This window comes from Pseudomonas sp. SWRI81 (assembly GCF_014268545.1).
In the GTDB taxonomy this organism is placed as follows: domain Bacteria; phylum Pseudomonadota; class Gammaproteobacteria; order Pseudomonadales; family Pseudomonadaceae; genus Aquipseudomonas; species Aquipseudomonas hamedanensis.
On record NZ_JABWQS010000016.1, the window covers coordinates 33624 to 56246 of the forward strand.

The window sequence follows — 22623 nt, forward strand, 5'->3', positions numbered from 1 at the left end:
GCTCACTCCCTGGACACCTTGACGTCGCTTTGCGGCAGGTACAACGGATTGGTCGCGCCGTTGCGCTGAATGACTTCGGTCACTCGCGTGGCATCACCAAACTGTTTGTAGGCAATCACCAGCGCCGGCAGGCTTTCCTGAAACGATTTGCTGACCAGTCGCACGCCGGAAGACGCCACGGCCTTGAGGTGCGCAACCAAGGCATCCTGCACATCGCTGATGGCTTGATAGTGAGCGGGATCGGCCTTGTTCTTCGCCCGTTGCAGCGCCTCGACCAAATCCTTTTGCAGCGCCTGCAAATCGTCCGTGGCCGGGACTTCCTGGCGGGTGACTTGCTGATGGGCCTGCTGATTGACTGTGGGCGTCGACGGCAGTTTCAGCGGACGGGTGGCCACCGGCATCGACGCAACCCACTGCGCCACTTTGACAATCAGCGTGTCCTGCACCAGATCGGCCATGGCCTGCGCCGCAGCGTTGGTGTCCTTGCCGGTGGTGATCTTCGGTGCATCGGCCTTGCGAATCGCTTCGAGTTGTTGCGACACGTCGGCAATCACGCCACGGTAGCCTTCCCTGGCGAACGCTTTCAGCTCCTGGATATCGCCGAGCAAGCCCTTGAACTCCGCCGCCACTTCCTTGGGCAGCTCTTTCACGGCCTTGACCAGTTCGGTGATTTGCCGGTACTGCTCGATCAGCGGTTTGAGCTGTTCCTTGATCACCTCATAGACGCCGGTGAGACTGTTGCGCAGATTGGTGATGCCGATCCGCGCCGCCTTGATCAACGTCATCGCCTGCTCGAAGCGCGCCACCGCCGAACCCAACAGGGTGTCGGCCTTGATCAGCAAGACTTTCTGCGTGCTGACGGTCGCGGTCGGAAACGGCAGCGGCTGGTCGGGATAAAACTTCAAGGCAAACGTCACCAACCCGCCGTCCTCGCGGGTGTGGGTCATGTCGCATTCGCCGACCTTGACTTGCAGGCGGCCGAGCCACGGATGCACCAGCTCACCACTGCCCGCCTCCAGCGCCTTGAGCAACTTGTCGCGCTGCTCGAGGCAATCAGGGCCGATGATGAACGCGGTCAGATCGTGGGTCCTGGCCTGCTGGCCGAGGTCCTCGAAAAACGGCAGGTCGCGTTGCGGGTATTCATGCAACTGACCTTTGCGGCCGACCGGGGTTTTCGCCTGATCGATCCAGAAACCGACACCGCGAAAGGATGCCGGCAACAAACGGTCACGCCAGTTCATTGGAACCTCCTGCCGACAGCGAGCGATAACCGATACGCGACGACAGCGCCAGGCCCGGTTGATTGGTTTGTGGGGGATCGGTGCGCAACCCGGCCGGCGCATTTTCGAAGCGTACGGTCAGGCCGCCTTCGAGTTGCGTGCGGTTGTTGATTGCGCTTTGTTGAATCAGCGCGCCGGAACTCTGTGGCAGCGAACCACCCTGCAGCGCACCGTTTGCCGATGCTGGAGGGCCTGCGCCGAAGAATGCTGGCGCCAATTCGCCCTTGCCTTCGGCGTTGGTCTGGCGTTGCGCTTGGGTCAGCGTTTCAACCTTGCCGGTGACCTTGGCGATCAAGCCGGCGAAGCCTCCCTCGAACAACTCTTTGATCGGCGCAATCACGGTTTGCAGCTTTTGCCACAACTCGCCGAACCACTCGGTGATCGGTCCCCAGTTCTTGACGATCTGCCCCAACGGCGTCCATTCGAACATGGTGTGCAGAAACTCCAGAACCGGCGCGGCCATGGCTTGCACCACGCCCCACAGTGCCGAAAACACCTCACCGATCGGTTGCCAGTACAGCGCGATCTGTTCCAGCGGCGACCATTCGAACAGGCCTTGAAAGAAACTTTTGATCTGCTGTGCCGAAGCTTGCAGCGCAGCCCAGAGCGGTTCGAAAAAGCTAACGATGCTGCCCCAGTTGTTGACGATCATCCCCAACGGGGAGAAGTCGAACAACGTGCGGAAAAAGTCCTTGATGACCTGCGCGGCCGGTTGCAACGCGGCCCAGATCGACGCGAAGAATCCGCTGATTGCGCCCCAGTTGCTGATGATCATGCCCAGCGGCGTCCAGTCGAACAAACCTTTGAGGAACGCCATTACCGGCATACTCAAGGCCTTGAGCAGTTCCCAGATTGCCGAGAACAGGCCGGTCAGCGGCGCCCAGTTTTCCATGATCATGCCAGCAGGCGACCACGAGAAAACCGACTTGAAGAAGTCGATCACCGGCGCCGTCACGGCCTTGACCTTGTCCCAAATCCCCGAGAAAAACCCCGTGACCGGTTCCCAAAGCGCCGCCAGTGCCGCCAGCGGTCGCCAATCGAGTATCGAGCGCAACGTCGCCATCGCGCTCGCACCGGCGTTTTTCACGCCCTCCCACAGCCCGGTGAAGAACGCGCTGATCGGTGTCCAGTTGGCCACGATCAAACCGGCGGCCACGGCAATGCCCATGGCGATCAGCATGATCGGGTTGGTCTTGAGCACCATGCTCATCACGTCAAACACTTGCGTGGCGCCCGTCACTGCGGTTTGCATCGCCGAAAAGGCAATGGCTCCGGCCGCCAGGCCTTCAACCAGCTTCGGGTTGTCGGCGAGCAAGCTGCCGACCTGCGTCAGCATCGGCTCAAGCCCGACCACCAAAGCCCCCACCGCCGGCACCAGCGCAGCGTCCACCGACGCCGAAACCTTCTGCATCGACGCGCTGAACACGTTCATGTTCTGTGTCGCTGCCGTTGGCGCGGCGGGCAGGTCGACGGTTTTCGCCGTGTCGCTGACTTCGCTCAATTTGCCCTGGAACGCTGCGGCCGATTTGATGCCGTCTAAAAACGGCGTGATCACGCTGCCGCCCTTGAACAGACCGCTGATGTCCAGCTTGCCGAGGCCGGTCTGCTCAAGGTTTTTCTTGAAGCTCTCGACCTTCACTCGCAGGGCGCCGAGTTTGGGCGACAGTTCATCGATGCCCGTGATCAGCACCGGCGTTTTCACTTTGCTTTCTTCGTCTGCCATCACTGCACCTGCTGCATCGCATTGATCCGTTGCGCGTGCTCCAGCGATTCGCGGAGCACATCCAGTGGCCTGGCCATCATCTGTTCGGGGTCAACCTTCCAGAACCAGGCCAGGTCATAGGCGACTGCGATCAGGTCGGTGATGGCGCCGACGCCGCACTCATGAAAAAACTCGCAACGGCCCAGCTCAGCGCGTTGAGGTCAGCCAGGTCCAACTGGTTGACCGACGACGGCGGAATGCCGGCGCACACGGCGATGTATTTGGCCGCCACGTCCATGTCGAGGCTGACTTCTTCGCTCTTGTCGATCTTGTACGGCAGCGCCTTGATCGCTCGCACTTCCTGCACCGTCGGACGGCGCAGGACGAGTTCGGTCAAAGGCTCGCCGTGAGCTTCGATCGCAACCTGAAGCTTCACGGCGCCGCTCATTGCCAGGTCCCCTTGATGCCTTCGAACTTCAGCTCGATGGTGGCGTCATCGCCTTTGGAGACTGGCTCTTCGACCAGGTACGCACCGGCCAGCACGTAGACTTTGCCGTTGCTGAATTCGCAGGTGACGGTGATGTCGGTGCCTTCGATCAGCTTCTTCAGCGGAAAGTCGGCGGTGTGCAGCGCAGTCACTTTGAACGACGGCGCAATGTCGGTTTCCTTGTAGAAGCCGGGCACGACGGTTTCGCGTTTGACCGCCATCAGCGGGGCTTCGCAGCCGCCATTGATGGTCAGTTGCGCGCCGTCGACCTTGACGTAGCAGGTGCCTGCAATCAGTTGACCCATGGTGTTTCTCCCTTCAAATAAAAAGCCCACGCGAGGTGGGCTGAATGCTTAACGCCAGAGGCGCCTTATCAGGCGGCGTCGTCGTACTGCAGACGGAATTGGTTGAGCAGTGCAAACACGCGCAGACCGTTGATGTAATCCGGCGGGAACAGCACGTTCACGCGGCTCGGGTCCTGCACGTCGCGCTCGACGATCAGGTGTTCGGCGAACAGCTCGGCATTCTCGACGTGGCCTTCCAGTTCGAGCTTGGCGTACTGTGCGATCAGTTCACCGCGAATGGTCGCCGGCGTGACGATCGGCTGGCCGGCGCCGAAACGGGTGCCGTCGGAAGCCAGTTTGTGCCGGCCGTATTTGCTGGTAATCACGCTTTGCAGACGACGCACGATGAATGCCGACTGGTGCATGGTTTCGCTGTCCAGATACGAGTTGTCGGCCTGGCCGTAAGCGTTCTTCTGGTAGGTGGTGATCGAACGCTGAATGCGCACGTAACCGCCTTCGTAGTACGCGGTGGCAATGCCGTAATTGAGCAGCGACTGACGCTCGGTCAGGGTGAAGCGCTCACTGGCCGGTGCCGGATCGACGCCCGGCAGGCTGCCGCTTTGGGTCGGACGGCTGGCATCGGCGGAGATGAACACCGCAGTGCGCGCCGCCAGTGCGGCGGCCTGGACCCAGAACGGTTGCGGCACGCCCGGCTCCAGCGCCTGAATGGTCATGTGTTGGTCGTTGCGTGCTTGCCCGGCGGCAACCAGCGTGCCGACGGTGCCGCGCTTGGCACTGTAGACGTGACCGAACAATTGCTTGGCCCACGACCAGCGACCGGTGCTGTCGTCCATGACCGCTTGCCAGGTGTTCAGGGTTGCCAGGTCAGACCACGGCAAAGCGATGAATTCGAACGGCTCATCGCCCAGTGCCGCAACGGCGGCGATCTGATCCGGCACGCCGGCACCGCCGGTCATGGCGGTGATCGCGGTGGTGAGGCCAGCCGGGGTGTCTTCGCCGTTGCTCTTGCCCAGGCGATTGAATTGCAGGCTGATGTCGTTGCCGCTGTCGCCAGTCCATTTGGCCGTCAGCGTGACCACACCTTCAGCAGCGGCAGCGCTGACCGGCAGGTCGGCGGTGGCGTTAATTTTCTGCGCCAGTGCAGTGGCCGCTTGTGCAGCGGTGGCACCGTTAACCACGGTGGCCTGCACACGCACGCCGCCAACATACAGATTGAGCACGCCGGCCTGAGTCGCAGTGCCGGTCAGGGTCAGCACACCCTTGGCGATCGCCCCTTCGCTGTTATGCAGCGGCAGGCACCAGATTTCGCCGATCGGGTCGGCCTTGCGGAAGGTCTCGTACATCGATGCGAGCATCGAGCCTTGGCCGCCGATGCTTTTCGCCAGCGCCACGCTGGACACCAGCACCAGTTTGCCGACTTCGCTCGGGGCGATGTTGTCGTTGACCTGGGCGACGATCAAGCGGCGCATGGCCGAGGTCGCGCTATTGGCGGCCGAGTTGTCCATCTCGGCATAGAACAGCGGAACACGAATGTCCGCGGGGATGTTGCTGAATCCGATCGCCATTATTTGGCTCCCTGTGGTTTAGCCGCTTTCGCGGTTTTAATGGTGATATCGCCGTCGGCCAGACGCCGGCGCCACCAGGCGCTGTCCAGCACTTCACGGCCCTCGGCGGGCAGCAGATCGCCCGCCTCCGGGTCAGGCACAACACGGCCGGCGGCCGGCAGTACGGTGATGCGGTTGCTCATGGGGTTACGTCTCCAGAGAAAGTCATTTCCACCCGTCCATCGGGGCCCGGGCGTTTCAGGTTGGGGTCGGCCGGATCGATCGCATCGACCCGCACCGTGGCCCCGGTAAAGGACGACAAACCGTCCAGTTCGCGTTCATGCCAACTCTCCGCAGGCTGGCTCGGCAGATTGCGGCCGAGCTGGAACTCGGCATAAAAGCGCAGCCGGTAGAAGGCGCGGCTGCTGTTGATCGACACCAGCTCACCGCCGTCATAAACGATGGCGCTGTAGTCGGAATCCACTTTGAAGCCCACCAATGCGCGCCACAGCTCGGCGCGCAGGTCGTGCAACAGATCCAGCGCTTTTGTCGCGTCGGTTGCGTCAAGCACGAGGACGATTTCAAAGCGCTCGCGGATCGGTTGGGTGATGAGGTTTTGAGCGGCACTGCCACTGGCCAGGTCGGCCAGTGGCAGCACATGGGCCGAGGGTGTCGGCAGATCCGGGTTGCCTTGCAGCAACGCCAGATCGACACCCACCGAAATATGATTGGCAAGCCCAGGGCATTGCCCACGCAGTTGCGTGAGGATCGGGGTGATCTTCATGGGGTGTTCCAGAAAGAAACAGGATTCGCAGAACACTGCAAACCCTTGTGGGAGCGGGCTTGCCCGCGAAGGGGCCAGCACATTCGGAAGAGAGGTGACTGATACGCCGCCATCGCGGGCAAGCCCGCTCCCACAGGGATCTTCGTCGCAGTGAGGTCGTGGTAAATCAGTCCTTGGTGTCAGCCTTCGAATCCAGGCCCGAAGCATCAATCAGGCAGCGATAGCTGTTTTCGCGATTGCCGCTGGCGGTGACCTTGTCGATCGACCAGCGCCCACGCATGAAGTCCGGCCAGGTGTCATCGAGCAATATCAGGCCTTCGGCTGCCAGTCGCGGATCGCCCGGACAGGTGATTTTTACCTTGTACTTCTGGCGCAGCATCTTGCGCACCTCGCCCTCACCGACCGCGATGGCATCGGCTTCGCTGGGTTGCTTCTGACGCAAGATCTTGAACGGCGCAATTCCCGTTTCGACCCAGCGCAACAACCCGGCCGCCGCATCCCAGAAACACGTCTTGCAGCCCTTGGCCTGCTCACGGGCAGACTCTTCCAGGGTGGCGCTGATGAACGCCGCGTCGCCGGGCCGATTGTTGTGGGTGACCGACAAACGCACGTCGGGCAGCACTTGCCCCGACAGCGATTTGGTCTGGCCCGGACGCGCCAGCACATAGACGTCGCCGTAGGGTTTGGCGACCACGTTGTACTTCTTTGCCAGGCGCGTCAGAAAGCCCATGTCGGTCTCGTTGGACTGGTCGACGTGGGCGATCCTGATCAACGAAACTTCCGGTGCGACACGCGGCGAAAAGCCGTGCCGCTCGACCAGTCCACGAAACAGTCCACCCAGTGTGGTCGGCCCATGACTGGCCGTGCGCCGTTCTTTGAAGCCGGTCTCGTCTGCGGCGCTGAACGGCGCCGCAGTGGCGACCAGGGTCAGGCGAAACGGAAACAGTGTCGGCGTCAGGCGCGTCACTTTGAACAGGCCCTTATCGACCATTGCGCTTTCCCGATAGCCAACTTGCAGGCCGATTTTCCCGCCCAGACTCGGCAGCCCTTCAAGCCCTTCCAGATCAATGGTCAGCGTCAGTTGATCGGACTCGAAACCGGCGGCGTCGATGTGCTCCCAACTGATCAGACGCTGATTGATCAACGCTGAGTTGTCCCCGTAAATGTTGACCGCCGGTGTAAATCCCAGTGCCATGCCACCTCCTTAATCCCAGGCCGTTGCCGCTTTGATCACGGCGGGTTTCACATCCAGTTCCGGCAGCACGACCCAGACGCCCGCAGGCAGAATCGGTCCGTATTCGGCAAGGGTCGGGTTGAGCTTCCACAGTGTTTCTTCGGCGGCATCATCGCTGCGACCGGTTTCCCGGTAGAGCAGCAGATTCACCGAATCACCGGCCACGCTTCGTACCTTACGCATTGTTGAACTCCGCCAGTTCGACGACCCAATCGACCACCATTGCCGTGCCGTCATCGATGATCTGGCTCTGGGTTTCCGAAATATTGCTGATTCGCCACAAGCCCCAGTTGCGCCCGATACCATCGATCAGCGGCAACGGCACGCGCAGCGCCTGCAAGGCGCGCAATTCATCGAGCCGGTCCATGGCCACGGCGTACATCGATTTGCCGGTGATGGTCAGTGTTTGCGGTTTTTGTCCGGTCTGACTGGACTTGGGTTTGCTGGTGAGGATCTGGATTTCGGTCCAGCCGCCGTCGGACTTGCGCGCCAGCGAGTGATACGCGAAGTCGCGCGACAGGCCGAAGATGAAACTGCCCAGTGCCATTTGTTGTTTCATGTGGCGGCTCCATCGGTAAGGGCTGCGTCGCGGCGGGTGGCGAGGAGGTTGGACGGCATGATCTGGCCCAATTGCCCCATCGTTGTTTGCACCACCAGATTGGCGAGTGCCTGGGCGCTGGCCAGATCCTGGCCACTGATATTGATGGTGGAATTGAAGGTGACAGGCTGATTGGCGGTTTCGCTGGCAGGTGACACCGGATTCCCCGTCAGCTCTTTACTGACCTGTTCGGGAGAGCCCAGCCGGTCGACTTGCGTTCCCAGCTTGTCGCCCAGTGATTCGCCTATCGCACCACCTGCCATGCTTCCCAGCCAGCCACCAATTGCTGTCCCCACGCCTGGCAGGATCAAAGTGCCCAGCGCTGCACCGACGGCGGCGCCAGCCGACGATCCGGCCAACGATGCACCCGAGGAAACGACTGCGCGGGTATCGCCCTGCATGACGCCGTTCACCAACTCATAACCAGCACTGAGCAAGCGCAAAGGTGGCGCTCTTTTGGCGAGCAATGAACCAGCCTTGGCATACGACCCGGACAACGGAGCCGCAACTGGCGGACGCAAACCCGATGAGCCGCTGAATGACATCAGGCCGCCGGGCATCGATCCACTGCCAGGCAGCAAGGGAGACGCGACTTCAGGCGCACGGGTGAGGTCATTGCCGCGCGTGGCAGCGCCTCGGCCACGGCCCTTGCGTCCAGTCCGCGGCTTTGTACCTGCTACACGAGACCCTTGGCCTGCAGACTTTTCCTTGGTTGGAGAGCCCTTTTGCGACTCATCATTCGATCCGTCAGCCGGTTCGGCCTTGGGCAAATCGGCAATCCATTTGCCAAGGCCTGCGGGTAGCCTGGCCGCCGCACTCTTGAGCACCATGCCACTGAAGTTATCGGCAGTTTTTGCCAGCAAGAGTGCAACAATTGCGCTAAGCCCGGCCGCTGCCGCCGCCAGAACCGAAGCCGTTTTGGGGTTGGCTTCGGCCACCTCGGCCACACCATTAATCTTATCGGTGATGAAGTCCATGCTCGCGCCGGCATTCGGCGCCACGGCTATCGCCAAACGATTGAGACTGGCGTTCAAGGCGTTCCCACTCGATTGAGTGGTGTCCTGCGCCTCACTCGCCGAGCGTTGCACCGAACCTTTATATTGCGGCTCGAGGCTGTGGGTCGGCCCTTGAAGAGGCAACGGTGAAGGTACCGCCTGCGTGTCGCCCGACACGTTCATCAGCGACCGCACGCCTTCCCTGCCATAGGACAGCGACTTCAGCAGTGCTGACTGGCTATCGACAGATTTTGTGGCGGTGATCAAAGAAAATGACTTTTCGACCTCCTCCGGTTTTTCCAGCAGTTTGCGCACGCCCTCATCACCGTTGAACAAGGTTTTGAGCAACGCTGATTGCTGACTGGCGGGTTTTTTCTTCAGCGCTTGCAGCGCCGTGGCCAGGGTCTGCGGCACGTCGTCAGTGAGGGTGTCTGGCTGCAATCCGAGTGACTTCCAGGCAGCACGCTCGGCGGCGGATCCCTTGGCGCCTTTGGCCAGCGCTGCACTGATGGTGTCGACCGAGTTGCCGGCGGCGTTCTTATCCGCATCGGCATTGAGCAACGCTGCCGCAAGGGCCGCCAGTTGCTCGGGAGCAATGCCTGCCGTGATGCCGGCCTCACCGGAGTTTTGCAGCACCGAGCCGATATCGGCCGCCGTGGCTTTGAGGGAGTTTTTGCCCAGATGACTGGTCGCATCAGCCAGATTGCGGCTTCGCTCACGGTCCAGTTTCAGCGAGGTGCGCCAGGCCGCCAGCATCTCTCCTGCGTCTTTGAGCCCAATCCCGAAGGCCGTCGCGTTGACTGCCGCGTCACGACCGAAGTCCAGCAGTGCCTGTTGTTTCGCATCACCGGTGAGATTGGCCGCCACACCGGACCTTGCTGCGGCATATTCGACGTTTGCCAGATCGACAACAGTGGCCCCACTGGCCGCTACCGATTTTTCAGCGGCCAACTCGAGATTGGCCTGCTCCATGCCCTTGAGGTCGCTACCAATACCCGGGATTTGCCGCAGTTGCGCCATGGCCGATTGCAGCGCCGCGGAAGACTGGAGAAAACCGGGAAGCGGCCGTTGCTCCATCTCTGCCTTTGGCTTGGAAGTCGGTTCGCTCGCGGCCGCGGGTGCCGGTGCACTGCCCTTTGAAAGCGACTGCTGTGCTGCCAGCACCTCCCGAAGCTTGATCTGCTCCTTGATCAGCAGCCGGATGTCTTGACTCACATTCACGATTGCCAGTTTCAACTCTGCCAGCGGTTTGGCGAGCGTTTCGCTTGCCGGTTGCCCACTGTCCAGGCCCGTGTCGATGAACCCGGTGCTGCCATTGATATGGGTCAGCCTGAGCGCATATTGACTCTCTGCCATGCCGCTCTACTCCTGTTTCACGCCAAGGCGAGTGATCGCTATGTCGTAGCGGCGCAACGCCTTTTCGGCGTCCCATTCCAGAATTTCCGCCTCACTTACCGGGTAAATGAGCGGGACGATATCGAGGATTACTTCGATGTCGCGTTCCGAAAGTAGGCCGCCGGCTGGTTTAAAAAATCGTCGATGCGCACCTGCAACTGCGTCCAGTCGGGGACGGTCAACTGGGCCAGATCAGGGATCATCAGGCCGGTGCAATGGGCGGTGATGAACTCGGCGCGTTCCTTGGCCGTTTTCAGTTTCTTCATCACTTTGGTAGCGCGCAGCACGGGCATTTCCAGGCTCAGCGAGCTCACGGTACGGCCGGTGATGGCGAGCGGTTGCAGCAGTTGAACGTGATCGAGGTCGGCGGACTTTTCAGCGTCTTCGACCTGCTCGAGAAAGAACGAACTCGGCCGGGTCGACATCTCGTGGACGTACTGGGCGATGCTCACGTAGTCCGGACGTTTGAGTTGATCGAGTTCCTTGGCCGAGAGGCCGGTGGCGAGCAGCGCCAGTTCGAAAAACTGATCTTCTTCATCGTCGCCGGCGCGTTCCAGTGCGTCCTTTTGTGCAGCGTAGAACAGCGGTTTGAGCTGGATCGTTTCGATCTGCGAACCGTCGTCGCCGGTGATCGGCGACAGCAGTTCGTGTTGGGGTGGCATCCACGACATGAATGAATTCCTTGGTGTTTGTGGCTGTCGCAATCCCTTTGTAGGCCTTCGCCTGCTCGCGATAGCGGTGTGTCAGGCAGCAATGATTCGACTGCTCTGACGCCATCGCGAGCAGGCTCACTCCTACAGGGGTTTTGTGGTGATCGGCTTACGGCATCAACACCGCACGCCGTGCATCACCGAGGATGTCGACGCCGTTGAGCACGAACTTCTGCGTACGCACGTCGATGTCGATCACCGGCACGCCGTTTTCCAGGCGGTTGTAGGTGCGGCAGGACAGCTCCAGATTGGTCTTGGGTTTTTCGCCCATTTTCACCGCTGTTTCCTCCAGCGATTTCAGCTGACCGCCGACGGTGTGGTAGGTGAACCAGGTGGTGCCGTCCTGATCCTGACCGGCCTCACGCACGTTCAGCAGGATGTCGTCGCCCAGCTTCACGCCCAGCGCCAGCAGCACTTCGGCGCCCAGGCCTTGCAGGGTCAGTTTGGCGTTGAGCGCTTTGCCGCCCTTGGCCATCTCTTCAACGATGAAGCGCCCGCCGCGCATCTCTTCCATGTCGAATTCGATTTTCGGCGGAGTGAATTCTTCAACGGTCGCCGACAACGGCAGGCCTTGCAGGGTGGCCGCGATGGCCTGTCTTACGCGGTTGGTAAACATTAGAGAACGTCCTCCAGGAACTGCTCGATGATTTCATCGCGGGCGTTGAGTTGATAAACCATGTGTTCGTTCGGCGCGTAGCGGCCGTAGTCGATGACCACGTACCAGGTGCCGTTCTTGTATTTCTCGACGCTGTTGAGTTCCGGGTGCAGATACACGCTGCCGCCAGGGATGGTTTCGTCGGCGACCAGGGTTTGCAGCCAGTCGTTGATGCGCTTGACCTCCTGATCCATGAACGACTTGGTCAGGTTTTTCGCCATGGCTTTCTGGCCGGCCTTGACCAGCTTGCGGCTGATCGCATCTTCGAGGCCGACGTAGCTGATGAACTTGCCGGTGATCGAGCGGTTACCCAGCAGCGAGAAGCCACCGAGCACGGTGCGGGCGTAGTAGCTGACGCCGTAGCGGTTGAGCAGATCGCCTTCGGTAGAGGTGTCGAGGATGTTGTATTCGACCACCCGCGAAACATCTTCGGCGAAGGTCACCTGGTTGCCCGGGCTTTCCCATTGCTTGACCTTGGCCAGCGCGGCAATCGCCAGACTGGACGGTGCAAGGAAGACGTTTTTCTTCGCCGCTTTCGAGTACACCGCTGGCATGTTGTGCACCACCAGGCAACGGTCGAAACCAAGCTCGGCGCCGCCGAGTTCCTGGCTGTACAGCACCTGATCGGCCACCGACACATCCTTGCCGTCCAGCACCACACGGGCCTTGATGCGCTTGCCGAACGAGGCGAATTCACCGGCCACCGCTTTGCTGCCGGTAAAGCCCGGCGCGCCGATGATCGTCAAGTCTTCCGGGACACTGCCCAACGCAGCCAGACCGAGCTTGCGGCCAGTGGCAGGTTCGACGCCGCCAATCACCGCATTGACGGTGTCAGCCGGAGTCGCGCCCGCTTCGACGATGACCACGTACACCGGCACCTTGACTACTTTGAGGATCTGGTAAACCGCGTGGTACAGCGTGCCCTCCTCCGCCCCGCTCGGATCGAGCAGCGCGTGGGTGGTAAAGCTGTTGATGCGAAACGGCGCGTTGCGCGGAATCAGCGGATCGGCGTTCGGCGCGGTGCCGACCAGACCGATGACGTTGTCACCCAGGCCACCCATGGCCTCGGGGGATTCGGTGGCATTGACGGTAATGCCGTTGTGCTCGAAGTTAAGAACCTCAGCCATGTTCAGTCAGCCTTCTTGGCAGCGGCCTTTTTGGCCTGGGTGATGGGGGTTTTCAGTGCAAGTCGACCAGCGCTGTGCAAGGCGCTGGCCTCGACGTCGAGCAGATCAAGTTCTTGACCGACGCTCGACCAGTGCCCACGACCAGTGGGGAACGGGACGAGGACGGTGTAGGTTTGGCGGGTTGCCATTTGGGTTTCTCCAGAAACGAAAAAGCCCCTTAATGGAAGGGGCCAGGTAGCTGATACGCCGATAACAAAACGCCCCGACGATGCGGGGCGCTTCTTATTGCGGGAGGCCTGCGAGCCATGCCGGCGCGACCGGCCGGTGTTCGCTCAAAGGCAATTCGCCGCCGACCGGCCAGATACGCAGGTCGTGACGGTATGTTTGCAGCTCGATGTACTGCGCTGGAGTCAAAAGGGTCGGCCAACGCTCGACTTCGTCACGGTAGCGAGTGACAACACTGTCGGTGGCTGCAATCTGCATGTTGCGCCAGGAACGCTCATAGCCCTCCAGTTCTTCAGGCGTTGGTCCCGGACGATCGGCCAGCACCGGAAAGCCGTCTTCGTTCATGACAATCATTTTGCCAAGAGACAGACCGTCCAATAGCTCACGCCAATATTCGCGAGAAATCTCAACGGCATCGCTTGGTATTTCCATATGAATGGAAGGATCGTAGAAACCTTGCATCGATGGTGAATAAAACATGGGTTCTTCCTTGTTTGATTATGAAAGTCCAATCCGCCGGTTTGGGCGGCCAGGTATGAAAACGCCCCACGGTGTGGGGCGTTTAGTAATGCACCGCAATCGGTTGGCGCGACATCGACGCCGGCCAACTTAAGTTCTGAGCAGCAACTCAGCCGGCAGCGACGCTGGCCAACCCTCTTCAAGCATCGTGGAGGCGAAGTTCCCCGCCTCAACGGCATGAAGCAGTGTCAGTTCCCGGTCAAAACATGCCTGAACATGTGCGCGGACCCCCTTCGCAATGGCGATAATCTGCGCCGCGTCGATATCGACGAAACCATCGAGAGTCTTGAAGTTGCAGCGATACTGCGTCTCGATGATCGCCGAGAGGCCCGCGCTGGCAATCAGGGCCTGGCTATCGCGTGTCGTCTCGATGTACAAACCGTCAACCTCGACGCCTGCGGTTTCCCGGCGAAAACGTTCTGCAGCAATTAAGTGTGCAAAGTCCACCTTGAGCTCAAAAGGCACTTTGGTAAGAGTCCCGTCGATCAGACGCCATTGCCCCGTCAAGTCCGTCGCGGATTGAAGCCAGAGTTCTTCACTGATGTCTATCGCCCCTTCAGGAATGTCGCAAATTCCCAGAATCAGGCGCTCTTTGATATGACCCGACTCGTCGAATGTCATGTATTTGTTAGTCATTTGTTTTCCTCTTAGCAACCGATTGCGAGCCATCGAGTTGAAGTTCCGGAAGAAGATCGAACCGTAAAGCCCGCCTTGTTCAGCGCGCCCATCGCAACGAAGCCGACGGAACCGGAACCGGGGGTATAGTCACTGAGCGCCACGGCTGACAACGCAGCAGTAGGAAACGTGAGAGGAAAAGCAATGGTTTGGTCAGCTGTATTAGAAACAATGCTGTACACCCCCCACTGAATAGTGAAGCCACCCAGCCAGGAAGGGAAAACGCAGTAACCGATGCCGCTTTTCTGAAACTGAAAGCCCCACGTCAGTTTTTTCGGCGTGACGATAACGCTGTCATCGGCACCAGCATTGGTCTGTGTCAAGGTGGCAACTTTTGCTGTGCCTTGATTCGATTCGGATGCTTGCTGTGCCAGAGCGGTCAGTCCTGCTACGTCAAGGCTTCCGCCATTGACCGGCGCGTTCCAGGCTTTGATGCACCACATGACGGCCAGGTTGCGCGGGCGGGTTTCCGCGGAGGTGCGCGCCACCCTGGAAGCATCAAAGGAAACGGCATGATAGGCGTCCCTCTGACTAGCCGGGTTCGGTGCCGTGTTCAGGTTCGCTCTGGAAAAGGCACCACTGGCTGAGGTGATGTCCAGATAGCCGTCAAAGATACCGGTAATATTCTGCAGGCTGTCTAATTGACTGCTACCGATTGCCCGGCCGGCATCTACCCCGCGTCCATGATCCCAGCCCCGGAGAAACTCACCACGCGACTCTGGCAAGCGGAAGTTACCCGCACCTTCGTTTCCCTTGTTGTAAGTGGTGCCAAGAAAAGCAGCCAGATCCGGGTAAGTCGCAATGCTCTGCACACTGCCATCCAGTTCCAGATAGCCAGGCGCCACGATCCCCGTCGGGAATGCCAAAACAGCGCCGACGGGAACCGCGGACTTGAGACGTTCTACTTCTTTAGCCAGTGCGGCGACATCAATGGTTCCCTGATTGACCGGAGCGTTCCAGGCTTTGATGCACCACATGACGGCGATGTTGCGCGGGCGTGACTCAGCTCCTCCCGCTGCGTTTGTTTGCACATTGTTCTGGGCGCCGAACTCTTGAACGAAATTCCGCAACACCGTGCCAGCTGCAAACGTATCCGTTACCAGTTCATAACTGGTCGCGTGAGCGTGGGCTTTATTTTCGTCGGTTTGATAAGTGCCAAGAGTGCGGCCTGCATCCACCCCACGCCCATGATCCCAACCCCGCAAAAACTCCCCACGCGCTTCAGGCAGCCGGAAGTTTCCAACCCCCTCATCACCCTTGTTGAACTTGCCGCCCAGATAAGCGCTCAAGTCCGGGTAAGTGGCGCTGCTCTTGACGCTGTTATCCAGCTCAAGAAAGCCTGGCGGTGGCGCGTCAACCGGGAACGCCACGATCGACCCCACCGGCAATGCCGAGGCCTTGGCGATCAGCGCTTCAACTTCGGCTTTGGTATACGAATCCTTGATACCAAATCCGGCCAAAGTTTCTGGATTGGCTCCGGCAGTCGCCCGGCCATATTCGTCAACGGTCAGGCTCTTGTAGGTCCCGGCAGTAATGCCTGTGCGTCCTGCGAGCATCTTGAATGTCAGCGCGGTCGTGCCGAGGGTGATCGGCGCATTCGTGGTCAGGTGCCACAACGAATCACCGTTCGCCGTGCCCTCCTCGACCATGACCGTCAGGCCCGGGGTGACCTTGGCGCTGGTGTTGGCATCGGTCGTCCGCAGCCAGTCACCATTGGCGACGATCCACAGACCGTTGTCTTTCGCTAACGTCTGACCCGGCAGCAATACGCGGTCACCGGCCACCACCGCGACGCCATCAATCTGCTGTGCTCCCTTCAACGGGACGTTGCCCGTTGCCGCAACACGCACCGATTGCTTGCCATCGAGTTTGCCGAGTTCTTCGGCCAGATAACTCATGACCCAGGCGCGCGTGGCTTTGACCACGGTGTCATCGATCGACAACGTCACTAAGGACGCATTGCTGGTCTCGAAGATCGAGCGAATGTAGAACTCTTTACCCGAGCCCGACGTCGCCAGCACCGGCTTGAACGACTCCGGGTATTTGACGATGGCGTAGAGAATGCCGGTGTCGGTCCACAGCCCGGCTTCACGCACGTACCAACCGCCGACGTCCGGCGGGATGGTGACTTCGGCGAGCAGCCAGCTCGGATTTTTCTCATCCTGGAACAGTGCGTTGATCGGTCCGCGCCAGACTTCATGGACCAGCGCGGTCGCGGTGGCCGACGGGTTGTAGGCCTTGTCATTGCCGTCACCGACAGAAAAATGCGTCAGCTTGATCGGCACGCCCGCGGCCTTGCATGCCGTTTCGTAGGCAATCCCTGCGTTGGTGAGCAGGGTGTAGTAGTCAGCCATTCAGGCCCCCTGAGGATAAATAGTGAATGTTTCGACGGTGTACAGCGCCGCCGCCATGAACGCTTCACCTGAGGCTTCAAGCCCTTCGATGAACACCGGATAAACCGTGGTCAGTTCGCCGCAGACAGTCGCGGCAGCAATGACGTGATTGCCAAACGCGCTAAGGCCGACCGAGACCGACAGCACGTCCCGTTCGCTTTTCGCATCGGCCAGGCGTCGGTCGAGACGGGCGTCGATGGCTTCGCTGTAGGGTTGTTCAGTGAAGGCGCGCACCGAAAAGCTGTAGGGCGCGCCGGGCGTTGTCTGTTCGTACCAGGCGCGGATTTCCGGGCGCAGTTGCAAACCCTTAGCGGCGTTTTCCAGTGCCTTACGAGTACCGGCCTGGCGCGCGGTGGGCCAGGCCAGTTCGACGGTCAGGCGTTTTTCCGCTTCCGGCGCATCGCTGCTCCATTCGGCGACACCACGATCGGCGGCCAGATACGGCAGGAAAACGACCGGCGTTTCGCTGGGGTTCATCAGTTCGGGGAATGGCGGTGCGATGCGGTCAAGCAAGGCGCCGAATCCCAGATCCAGAGCACGCTCGAGTGGCGAGCTGTTGGCCGGCAACAAGGTTGGCCGCTGAGTTTTTTCACTCATAGCGTCAGCACCTCGACTTCAACCGCCGTGCAGTACGGTGCCTGAAAGGCATTGGTGATGATCGGCGCCAACGGTTCGATAATCTGCAGTTGCACGGCGCCGGCGCTGTGCAGCGTGTAGTCGATCCAGCTCGGATCGACCCGGCCTTCGAGGCGATGGCAACTGTCGGCGTAGGCCTGCAATTGCGCTTGCGCAGCGACTTGCGTCAGGCCCGAATCGGGACCCGAATTGATCTTCGCGACGACGCGGATTTTGTAGCGCTGAATGTCAGCGGCCTTGACGGTGACGAGGTCGGTCTCAGGGCGCACGTCGGGTCGAGCGAAGTGTTGGCGCACGCCCTCCAGCAGTGCTTCGGAAGGTGTGCCATCGCCTTCGCGGGCAAGCACCGTGACCTGCACTTCGCCCGGCGCCGTGCGGCGCCCGTTGCCATCCTTGACCTGCGCAGCGAGGCCGTCCGGGTTGAAGGTGTAGGTGACATTCACCACACCGGCATCGCTGGACTCAACCTTCACCGTTGGCCGCTCACCGAGGGTGAACACCTCGCGACGATATTGCATACGCGAGCCGGCCGCCGGCGCATGGGGTGCCAGGTAATAACGCAGACGGGCGTCGTCGTCGCTTTCATAAATGGCGGGTACCGGCGGGAAGGCTGCCGGGTCGCCGGGATCGAGTAATTGTCGCTCCAGGCCCATGTCCGCCAGCCGTGCATCCAGATTGCTGCCGGTCGCCCACCACGCCAGCATCTGCTTGATGCGCGCGTTGTATTTGCGTTCGTGGGTTTGCAGGCGCACACAGAATGCTTCCAGCGCCAGGGTCAGCAGCTCGCTCTCGTTTTCCAGGCTGGCGTTGAGTTTCGCAGCGCTGGCCGGCGAGCGTGCACCGACGTACTCAACGACGAAGGCCTTGAACTCGGCGAGCAAGTCTTCGAACGCGTCAACCGTGATCAGCGCGGGTTCGGCCAGTTGGTTCTGGCCGGGGATCAACATGCTCATGTCACGACCTCGAAGGTTTGTTGACGGTTTTTCCAGGTGCCGGCGAAACGCAGCAGCAGGCCGGCGCCCTGGCGAGTGGCGACAATCACTTGCGGCTGAAAATCATCGATACCGTTTTGCGGGTTGTAGAACGCTTGCGCGGCATGGCTCTGCGCCAGAAGCAGAACGTCGTCACCGAGGTTCTGCCCCAGCAGTGTGGGGATCAGCGAGCCATACAAAGGCCGTTTTTGCCGGGTACCCAGCGGTGTGGTCAGGGCTCGGGTCGCGCGCTGCACAAATTGCAGCCAGTCGTCGACCGTGGCCCCGCTGTCTCTATCGATTCCAATCATGAGAGGCTCACAAATCAGGGGCTGATGACGCGGCCCTGGTGATCGACCAGCGGGCCGCTGAAGTGCACGCCCGAGGCGTCGATGGTCAGGCCGACGGCGCCCAGTTGCAGGCTGATCAACTGCGGCGTCAGGGCCAGTCGCGCCGGGCCGAGGCTCAGCTCCAGCGCTTGGCGCGAACCACTGAACGCGGCCGGGCCGTTGAGCCAGTGCAGGGTGTGCGCGGCGTCGTCGTAACCGCTTTCGCTGCCGTCCTGGTGCACTCGACGGGTCAGCGTCGGCACTGTGGCGGCGGGTGGAAAGCGGTCACTGTTCAAGCCAAACAACGCCACGCTCTGCGCACCGCTTTCGCCGCTGCCATAGTTGAACAGCAGGCATTGCTCGCCCACCGACGGAATCCGCGACTCGCTTTGTGCACCAGCACTGGGATTGAAAAACCTGATCGCCGGCGTGAGCAATCCGCTGTGGCTGACCTGGCAGGTGTTGCTGGCCGCGTCGACGGTCTGACAGATACCGATGCGGCAGAAGCTCTCGGCGCGGCGGTGCAGGTCTTCGATTTCCGCTTCCATTTCCGCCAGGCGTTCGATGATCGGGCCAAGCTGCATGCGCAGTAATGCGTCGAACATGACTCAGGCCTCCAGCGCGGTGTATTGGTCGGGGTCGTCAATGTCGCTGACTTCCCAAGTGTGGGCGAATTTCGGGATGCCGAGCGGGTCATCGAGCAAGGTCGGGCCGAGGTAGAGCGTTTGGGTGAACGTCAGGGTCCAGGCTTTCCAGGATTGATCGCTGCGCATAAAAAGCGATGGCAGACCATCGAGATCCACCGGCACATCGCATTGGTCACCGGGCAAGCCCCAGCGGTTATCGGTGATCAGATTCTTCAGCACGGCGATCAGATCGCAGGCGGCAAAAGCGCTGGCGGCAGCCGCCGGAATGACCTGCACTGAGACCGTCATGACGTGGGCGATACGCCCGTCAGCGGCACGTGCTCCCGGTGCGTTGCGGTCGAAATCAATCAATGCCCAGGCTTGCGCGCCGGCCCCCATGAAATCTTCGGGATGACCGACCTGAACAGAGAGGCCAGCCGTGTTACGCAAGGTTGTCGCCATCGCGTTGTACAGCTGCGAAGGCTGCTGGATCGGTGCGGCCATGCAGGACCTCCTTGTTTAAAGTCCACACGAGATCCCGCCGCGTTTAATGCAGCGAGGCGTGGAGGTGAGAGAGTTACTGGGGATCGCGCGGTGGAACGTCGCAAACGCCGATGCGCTTGGCGGCCCAGCGTTCATATAGGCCGATGGCTACATCGGCACCGGCCATCGCTGTCAGACAACCGAACGCGCCGGCGGCCCAGATCGACAAGCCGGCGGCATACAGCAGCATGATCGCCGAGACGCCGCAAATCATGCAGGCGCCGGAGCGCAGGGCCAGACGCCGCAGCAGTGACCAGCCGCGGGCGCCCTCCTTGTCGGCGCGCCACATTTCGCCGGACACCCCGCCGATCACGGCAAGGAGGATGACCAGCCAGATCGGCATGTCTGCCAACGCTTGTTGCTCGTTTGTCATGTCACGCCTCCTGGATGTGCTGATGTAAGCAGGGATGGGGAATGCCACCGCACAGGTGCCACCGTCATGTTCCGAGAGGTCACCGAAACGACTCGATGTTCTAAGCTCAAAGCCTCTCGACAATGACATTGTCAATAAAGGCGAAGTTGGCATTCGGGTTTTGTTCATTGGAAAATGCCAGTGTGGTCTGCGTGGTGGTTGCGGTGAAATCGTAGGTGACGGTGGCCCACTCCACGGCAACACCTTTCGCTGTCGGCGTATTGAAGGTCGCTGTTTGACCGGCCACTTTTACCTGGACGACGCCATCCCCGGCACGACTGGCAAACCGAGAGTTGCCCGCGCTGAAGGTCAACCGATATTTAGCGCCTACGGTGGTTGCAAAGTTTTGCTGGATCCCGCCGCCATTGCCGTAAACGTAGTTGGCGAGATCAACAATCATGACGCCATCTGCTGCAACAGAGCCGCCGATCGCGTTGGGCATATTGAAGTATTCGGCCCCCGACAAAAAGGTAGTCCAGCCTGTAATTGCATCGGCTTTTGCCGGAGTATCCAGAATGCAGCCGGCACCGCAGGTTGACTGTTCGAAACTGCCGTTCACAAGCAGATTGGCTGCCAGTGCGTTGGTACTGCCAAGCAGTGCAAAGGTAGCGAGAAGCGCAGCGATTTTCTTGTTCAACATTTGTTTTTCATCCGTGATCAGGTTTGGAAAAGTGTATTGGGTCGTCTGGCTCAGAGAGCCAGGCTGAGCGATGGGTCTGCTTTTTCACGGCAGACTGGATGCGTCAGTAAGGAGCAACCGGCCACATGATGTTTGTTGGGTAACCCGACTGCTTATCGACGTCGCTCAGCGCAATGCAGTACTGCTTGTGAGCCAGCAATCGGGCTTGCTCTTCTGCGCTGGCCACGGCCAGATCAACCTTGAACTGCAATGAGTTCATCAACAGCCAGTTGGCGGCGACATTCAGAAGTTGCCATTTTTGTTGTTCGGCTTCGTTTCGCAGCTCTTCATCGGTGGGTGCCGAGAAGGTCCAGATGCCGTTGAACGTCGCCCCCCAGCCCACCCGCATATCCGTGCTACCGGTGACATCAACCCAGATCGATGTTGGCGAAGCCGGAGCTTCGGGCATGACTTCACTTTCTTTCAGTTGGACGACTCTGTTGTATTCAACCAATGCATAGAGATTCATGGGCATTCCTTGTTATGAGGTTCTTTTCAATATGGATGTCGCGTTTGATCCGGCAGGCATTCCAAAAAGCCCGGCGCTTGCACGCCGGGCTTTTCAGTAATGCGCTCCTTCGCCTTCCTTCAAATCCTGTGTTCAAGAAGGAAGCTGACTTTTCGGCGCTACTGGCGCGGTACGAGTCCATTCAAATTGTTTTTCCGACCGCGGTCCCTGCCCGCCGGATAACTGCTTCTGGTGCTTTACGCTGCACACCCGGGTCAGTTGCCAACCCTCTGAACCGTTGAGGCCGGTTCATCGCTGCCTGTTCTTGTGGAACTAAAGAGCTTGTCTTGCCAGCCGCTTTGTCGAGCGGCTTGGTGGCAAGAATATGCATGGATGCATATACAGTCAATGCGTAAATGCATTTATTTATGCAAAATAATTGCGCTGACGCATAAAGACCGCGCTGGACAAGGGCTGGAGGGTTTTGTGCAGGCGAAAAAAAACCTGCCGGGCGGCAGGTTTCAGTTGAATCGCGAAAGGTCAGCGGGCGTACATGCCCCACCAGAAGACGTGACCGAGGATCACAATCTGTTCTTCCTGGATTTCCTGGAAGCTGTAGTCCTCATCTGGATGTTCATCCCGATTGAAGCTGCGCAGACGAATGCCGGTGGGCAGGCGGTAGAGCTGTTTCACGCGCAGTTGGCCGTTGTGATTGATCGCGTAGAGATCACCGTCGATGATGTCGCCGATCCCGCATTTACCCGCATTCACGCCGACCGTGGCGCCATCGCGCAACACCGGCAGCATGCTGTTGCCGCGCACCGTCACGCATTTGGCCTGGTCGAACTGCACGCCGTTATGGCGCAGGCTGCGCTTGCCGAAGCGCAGGCTAGAGCGTTCGCTCTCTTCGATGACGAATCTTCCTGATCCAGCAGCCAATTCAACCTCACGTAGAAAGGGCACCGACACCTCGTCATCATCGACAGGGGTATCGTCGTCCCACAGGCTTATGTCCTTGAGTTCTGCATGCATATCATCGCGCGCGCCAGCCGCCGACTGAGCGACGTCTGCGCGCCCGCGCAACTGATCGGTGCTTACATTGAAGTATTCGGCGATCTTCGAAATATGTTTATCCGAAGGATCGACGATCTTCCCGCTGAGAATTCGCGAGAGCGTGGATTGCGGCACGCCGGTACGACGGTGAAGCTCCGTGGGGGAGATCCCGTGTTGATCGAGCAGTGCTCTTAAGACGGAGGATACGTTGCGTTTTTGCATAACGCGCATAGTGCTTGAAGTTTTTGCGGAAGACAAATGCTGATTTGCATAAAAGATGCATAAATCATCATTTTCA

27 protein-coding genes are annotated in these 22623 nt (G+C 59.9%); all 27 read right to left on the bottom strand.

Features of this window, described 5'->3' with window-relative positions; genetic code table 11:
• Nucleotides 1-2 precede the first annotated feature (2 nt).
• Entirely contained in the window at nucleotides 3-1241 is a 1239-nt protein-coding gene (locus tag HU765_RS12625) for a DNA circularization N-terminal domain-containing protein (protein WP_186620880.1), read from the bottom strand.
• Nucleotides 1228-3003 carry a phage tail protein gene (locus HU765_RS12630; RefSeq protein ID WP_186620882.1) on the bottom strand — a complete coding sequence of 592 codons (1776 nt, stop codon included), beginning with the start codon at nucleotides 3001-3003 and terminating at the stop codon, nucleotides 1228-1230. The genes HU765_RS12625 and HU765_RS12630 overlap by 14 nt, the downstream gene beginning before the upstream one ends.
• Nucleotides 3004-3133: 130 nt before the next feature.
• On the bottom strand, nucleotides 3134-3430 hold the full coding sequence (locus tag HU765_RS12635) for a phage tail assembly protein (RefSeq protein WP_007908778.1): 297 nt from the start codon (nucleotides 3428-3430) through the stop codon (nucleotides 3134-3136).
• The gene (locus tag HU765_RS12640; protein WP_007908779.1) at nucleotides 3427-3774 is read right to left on the bottom strand and encodes a phage tail tube protein; all 348 of its coding nucleotides are present in this window, start codon (nucleotides 3772-3774) and stop codon (nucleotides 3427-3429) included. Before HU765_RS12640 ends, HU765_RS12635 begins: the two co-directional genes overlap by 4 nt.
• A gap of 68 nt (nucleotides 3775-3842) precedes the next feature.
• A complete protein-coding gene (locus tag HU765_RS12645; protein WP_186550259.1) occupies nucleotides 3843-5339 on the bottom strand; it encodes a phage tail sheath subtilisin-like domain-containing protein in 1497 nt (498 codons plus the stop codon).
• On the bottom strand, nucleotides 5339-5521 hold the full coding sequence (locus tag HU765_RS12650; protein WP_186550257.1) for a DUF2635 domain-containing protein: 183 nt from the start codon (nucleotides 5519-5521) through the stop codon (nucleotides 5339-5341). Before HU765_RS12650 ends, HU765_RS12645 begins: the two co-directional genes overlap by 1 nt.
• Nucleotides 5518-6102, bottom strand: a complete 585-nt coding sequence (locus tag HU765_RS12655; protein WP_186620884.1) for a hypothetical protein — start codon at nucleotides 6100-6102, stop codon at nucleotides 5518-5520. Before HU765_RS12655 ends, HU765_RS12650 begins: the two co-directional genes overlap by 4 nt.
• A 166-nt stretch (nucleotides 6103-6268) precedes the next feature.
• Nucleotides 6269-7297, bottom strand: a complete 1029-nt coding sequence (locus HU765_RS12660) for a phage late control D family protein (RefSeq protein WP_186620886.1) — start codon at nucleotides 7295-7297, stop codon at nucleotides 6269-6271.
• Between the two features lie 9 nt (nucleotides 7298-7306).
• Nucleotides 7307-7519 carry a tail protein X gene (locus HU765_RS12665; RefSeq protein WP_186620888.1) on the bottom strand — a complete coding sequence of 71 codons (213 nt, stop codon included), beginning with the start codon at nucleotides 7517-7519 and terminating at the stop codon, nucleotides 7307-7309.
• Nucleotides 7512-7895: a phage tail protein gene (locus HU765_RS12670; protein WP_186620890.1), complete on the bottom strand. Its 384-nt coding sequence runs from the start codon at nucleotides 7893-7895 to the stop codon at nucleotides 7512-7514. The genes HU765_RS12665 and HU765_RS12670 overlap by 8 nt, the downstream gene beginning before the upstream one ends.
• Complete coding sequence (locus tag HU765_RS12675) at nucleotides 7892-10285, bottom strand: phage tail tape measure protein (protein WP_186620892.1); 2394 nt, start codon at nucleotides 10283-10285, stop codon at nucleotides 7892-7894. Before HU765_RS12675 ends, HU765_RS12670 begins: the two co-directional genes overlap by 4 nt.
• A gap of 128 nt (nucleotides 10286-10413) precedes the next feature.
• Nucleotides 10414-10995, bottom strand: a complete 582-nt coding sequence (locus HU765_RS12680) for a phage tail assembly protein (protein WP_186620894.1) — start codon at nucleotides 10993-10995, stop codon at nucleotides 10414-10416.
• A gap of 148 nt (nucleotides 10996-11143) precedes the next feature.
• Nucleotides 11144-11650, bottom strand: a complete 507-nt coding sequence (locus tag HU765_RS12685) for a phage major tail tube protein (RefSeq protein ID WP_186620896.1) — start codon at nucleotides 11648-11650, stop codon at nucleotides 11144-11146.
• Nucleotides 11650-12816, bottom strand: coding sequence for a phage tail protein (locus HU765_RS12690; protein WP_090282035.1), 1167 nt, complete (start codon nucleotides 12814-12816; stop codon nucleotides 11650-11652). Before HU765_RS12690 ends, HU765_RS12685 begins: the two co-directional genes overlap by 1 nt.
• Before the next feature lie 2 nt (nucleotides 12817-12818).
• Complete coding sequence (locus HU765_RS12695) at nucleotides 12819-13004, bottom strand: hypothetical protein (RefSeq protein ID WP_186620898.1); 186 nt, start codon at nucleotides 13002-13004, stop codon at nucleotides 12819-12821.
• Nucleotides 13005-13098: 94 nt separating this feature from the next.
• Nucleotides 13099-13521: a phage tail protein gene (locus HU765_RS12700; RefSeq protein WP_186620900.1), complete on the bottom strand. Its 423-nt coding sequence runs from the start codon at nucleotides 13519-13521 to the stop codon at nucleotides 13099-13101.
• Between the two features lie 129 nt (nucleotides 13522-13650).
• The gene (locus HU765_RS12705) at nucleotides 13651-14196 is read right to left on the bottom strand and encodes a DUF4376 domain-containing protein (RefSeq protein ID WP_238344698.1); all 546 of its coding nucleotides are present in this window, start codon (nucleotides 14194-14196) and stop codon (nucleotides 13651-13653) included.
• 11 nt (nucleotides 14197-14207) lie between these two features.
• Complete coding sequence (locus HU765_RS12710; RefSeq protein ID WP_186620902.1) at nucleotides 14208-16589, bottom strand: phage tail protein; 2382 nt, start codon at nucleotides 16587-16589, stop codon at nucleotides 14208-14210.
• Entirely contained in the window at nucleotides 16590-17225 is a 636-nt protein-coding gene (locus HU765_RS12715) for a phage tail protein I (RefSeq protein ID WP_186620904.1), read from the bottom strand. It abuts the gene before it with no gap.
• Nucleotides 17222-18217 carry a baseplate J/gp47 family protein gene (locus tag HU765_RS12720; RefSeq protein WP_186620906.1) on the bottom strand — a complete coding sequence of 332 codons (996 nt, stop codon included), beginning with the start codon at nucleotides 18215-18217 and terminating at the stop codon, nucleotides 17222-17224. Before HU765_RS12720 ends, HU765_RS12715 begins: the two co-directional genes overlap by 4 nt.
• Nucleotides 18214-18546 (bottom strand): phage baseplate protein, encoded by a 333-nt coding sequence (locus tag HU765_RS12725; protein ID WP_186620908.1) that lies wholly within the window; start codon nucleotides 18544-18546, stop codon nucleotides 18214-18216. Before HU765_RS12725 ends, HU765_RS12720 begins: the two co-directional genes overlap by 4 nt.
• 14 nt (nucleotides 18547-18560) lie before the next feature.
• Entirely contained in the window at nucleotides 18561-19169 is a 609-nt protein-coding gene (locus tag HU765_RS12730) for a phage baseplate assembly protein V (RefSeq protein ID WP_186620910.1), read from the bottom strand.
• Nucleotides 19170-19172: 3 nt separating this feature from the next.
• Complete coding sequence (locus HU765_RS12735; RefSeq protein ID WP_186620912.1) at nucleotides 19173-19694, bottom strand: hypothetical protein; 522 nt, start codon at nucleotides 19692-19694, stop codon at nucleotides 19173-19175.
• Between the two features lie 73 nt (nucleotides 19695-19767).
• Complete coding sequence (locus tag HU765_RS12740) at nucleotides 19768-20106, bottom strand: phage holin family protein (protein WP_186620914.1); 339 nt, start codon at nucleotides 20104-20106, stop codon at nucleotides 19768-19770.
• 106 nt (nucleotides 20107-20212) lie between these two features.
• Entirely contained in the window at nucleotides 20213-20785 is a 573-nt protein-coding gene (locus tag HU765_RS12745; protein WP_186620916.1) for a DUF642 domain-containing protein, read from the bottom strand.
• 103 nt (nucleotides 20786-20888) lie between these two features.
• On the bottom strand, nucleotides 20889-21293 hold the full coding sequence (locus tag HU765_RS12750; protein ID WP_186620918.1) for a tail fiber assembly protein: 405 nt from the start codon (nucleotides 21291-21293) through the stop codon (nucleotides 20889-20891).
• A 519-nt stretch (nucleotides 21294-21812) separates the two neighbouring features.
• Nucleotides 21813-22547 (bottom strand): XRE family transcriptional regulator, encoded by a 735-nt coding sequence (locus HU765_RS12755; RefSeq protein WP_186550220.1) that lies wholly within the window; start codon nucleotides 22545-22547, stop codon nucleotides 21813-21815.
• Between the last annotated feature and the right edge of the window lie 76 nt (nucleotides 22548-22623).

Bases quoted from the DNA above. Each gene is read 5' to 3' on its own strand.
- HU765_RS12725 (WP_186620908.1), bottom strand. From the start codon at position 18,546: ATGATTGGAATCGATAGAGACAGCGGGGCCACGGTCGACGACTGGCTG.
- HU765_RS12645 (WP_186550259.1), bottom strand. From the start codon at position 5,339: ATGGCGATCGGATTCAGCAACATCCCCGCGGACATTCGTGTTCCGCTG.
- HU765_RS12735 (WP_186620912.1), bottom strand. From the start codon at position 19,694: ATGGCCGCACCGATCCAGCAGCCTTCGCAGCTGTACAACGCGATGGCG.
- HU765_RS12680 (WP_186620894.1), bottom strand. From the start codon at position 10,995: ATGTCGTGGATGCCACCCCAACACGAACTGCTGTCGCCGATCACCGGC.
- HU765_RS12715 (WP_186620904.1), bottom strand. From the start codon at position 17,225: ATGAGTGAAAAAACTCAGCGGCCAACCTTGTTGCCGGCCAACAGCTCG.
- HU765_RS12720 (WP_186620906.1), bottom strand. From the start codon at position 18,217: ATGAGCATGTTGATCCCCGGCCAGAACCAACTGGCCGAACCCGCGCTG.
- HU765_RS12690 (WP_090282035.1), bottom strand. From the start codon at position 12,816: ATGGCTGAGGTTCTTAACTTCGAGCACAACGGCATTACCGTCAATGCC.
- HU765_RS12635 (WP_007908778.1), bottom strand. From the start codon at position 3,430: ATGAGCGGCGCCGTGAAGCTTCAGGTTGCGATCGAAGCTCACGGCGAG.
- HU765_RS12700 (WP_186620900.1), bottom strand. From the start codon at position 13,521: ATGTTTTATTCACCATCGATGCAAGGTTTCTACGATCCTTCCATTCAT.
- HU765_RS12665 (WP_186620888.1), bottom strand. From the start codon at position 7,519: ATGCGTAAGGTACGAAGCGTGGCCGGTGATTCGGTGAATCTGCTGCTC.
- HU765_RS12630 (WP_186620882.1), bottom strand. From the start codon at position 3,003: ATGGCAGACGAAGAAAGCAAAGTGAAAACGCCGGTGCTGATCACGGGC.
- HU765_RS12685 (WP_186620896.1), bottom strand. From the start codon at position 11,650: ATGTTTACCAACCGCGTAAGACAGGCCATCGCGGCCACCCTGCAAGGC.
- HU765_RS12750 (WP_186620918.1), bottom strand. From the start codon at position 21,293: ATGAATCTCTATGCATTGGTTGAATACAACAGAGTCGTCCAACTGAAA.
- HU765_RS12670 (WP_186620890.1), bottom strand. From the start codon at position 7,895: ATGAAACAACAAATGGCACTGGGCAGTTTCATCTTCGGCCTGTCGCGC.
- HU765_RS12660 (WP_186620886.1), bottom strand. From the start codon at position 7,297: ATGGCACTGGGATTTACACCGGCGGTCAACATTTACGGGGACAACTCA.
- HU765_RS12695 (WP_186620898.1), bottom strand. From the start codon at position 13,004: ATGGCAACCCGCCAAACCTACACCGTCCTCGTCCCGTTCCCCACTGGT.
- HU765_RS12740 (WP_186620914.1), bottom strand. From the start codon at position 20,106: ATGACAAACGAGCAACAAGCGTTGGCAGACATGCCGATCTGGCTGGTC.
- HU765_RS12710 (WP_186620902.1), bottom strand. From the start codon at position 16,589: ATGGCTGACTACTACACCCTGCTCACCAACGCAGGGATTGCCTACGAA.
- HU765_RS12655 (WP_186620884.1), bottom strand. From the start codon at position 6,102: ATGAAGATCACCCCGATCCTCACGCAACTGCGTGGGCAATGCCCTGGG.
- HU765_RS12730 (WP_186620910.1), bottom strand. From the start codon at position 19,169: ATGTTCGACGCATTACTGCGCATGCAGCTTGGCCCGATCATCGAACGC.
- HU765_RS12745 (WP_186620916.1), bottom strand. From the start codon at position 20,785: ATGTTGAACAAGAAAATCGCTGCGCTTCTCGCTACCTTTGCACTGCTT.
- HU765_RS12650 (WP_186550257.1), bottom strand. From the start codon at position 5,521: ATGAGCAACCGCATCACCGTACTGCCGGCCGCCGGCCGTGTTGTGCCT.
- HU765_RS12705 (WP_238344698.1), bottom strand. From the start codon at position 14,196: ATGACTAACAAATACATGACATTCGACGAGTCGGGTCATATCAAAGAG.
- HU765_RS12640 (WP_007908779.1), bottom strand. From the start codon at position 3,774: ATGGGTCAACTGATTGCAGGCACCTGCTACGTCAAGGTCGACGGCGCG.
- HU765_RS12625 (WP_186620880.1), bottom strand. From the start codon at position 1,241: ATGAACTGGCGTGACCGTTTGTTGCCGGCATCCTTTCGCGGTGTCGGT.
- HU765_RS12755 (WP_186550220.1), bottom strand. From the start codon at position 22,547: ATGCAAAAACGCAACGTATCCTCCGTCTTAAGAGCACTGCTCGATCAA.
- HU765_RS12675 (WP_186620892.1), bottom strand. From the start codon at position 10,285: ATGGCAGAGAGTCAATATGCGCTCAGGCTGACCCATATCAATGGCAGC.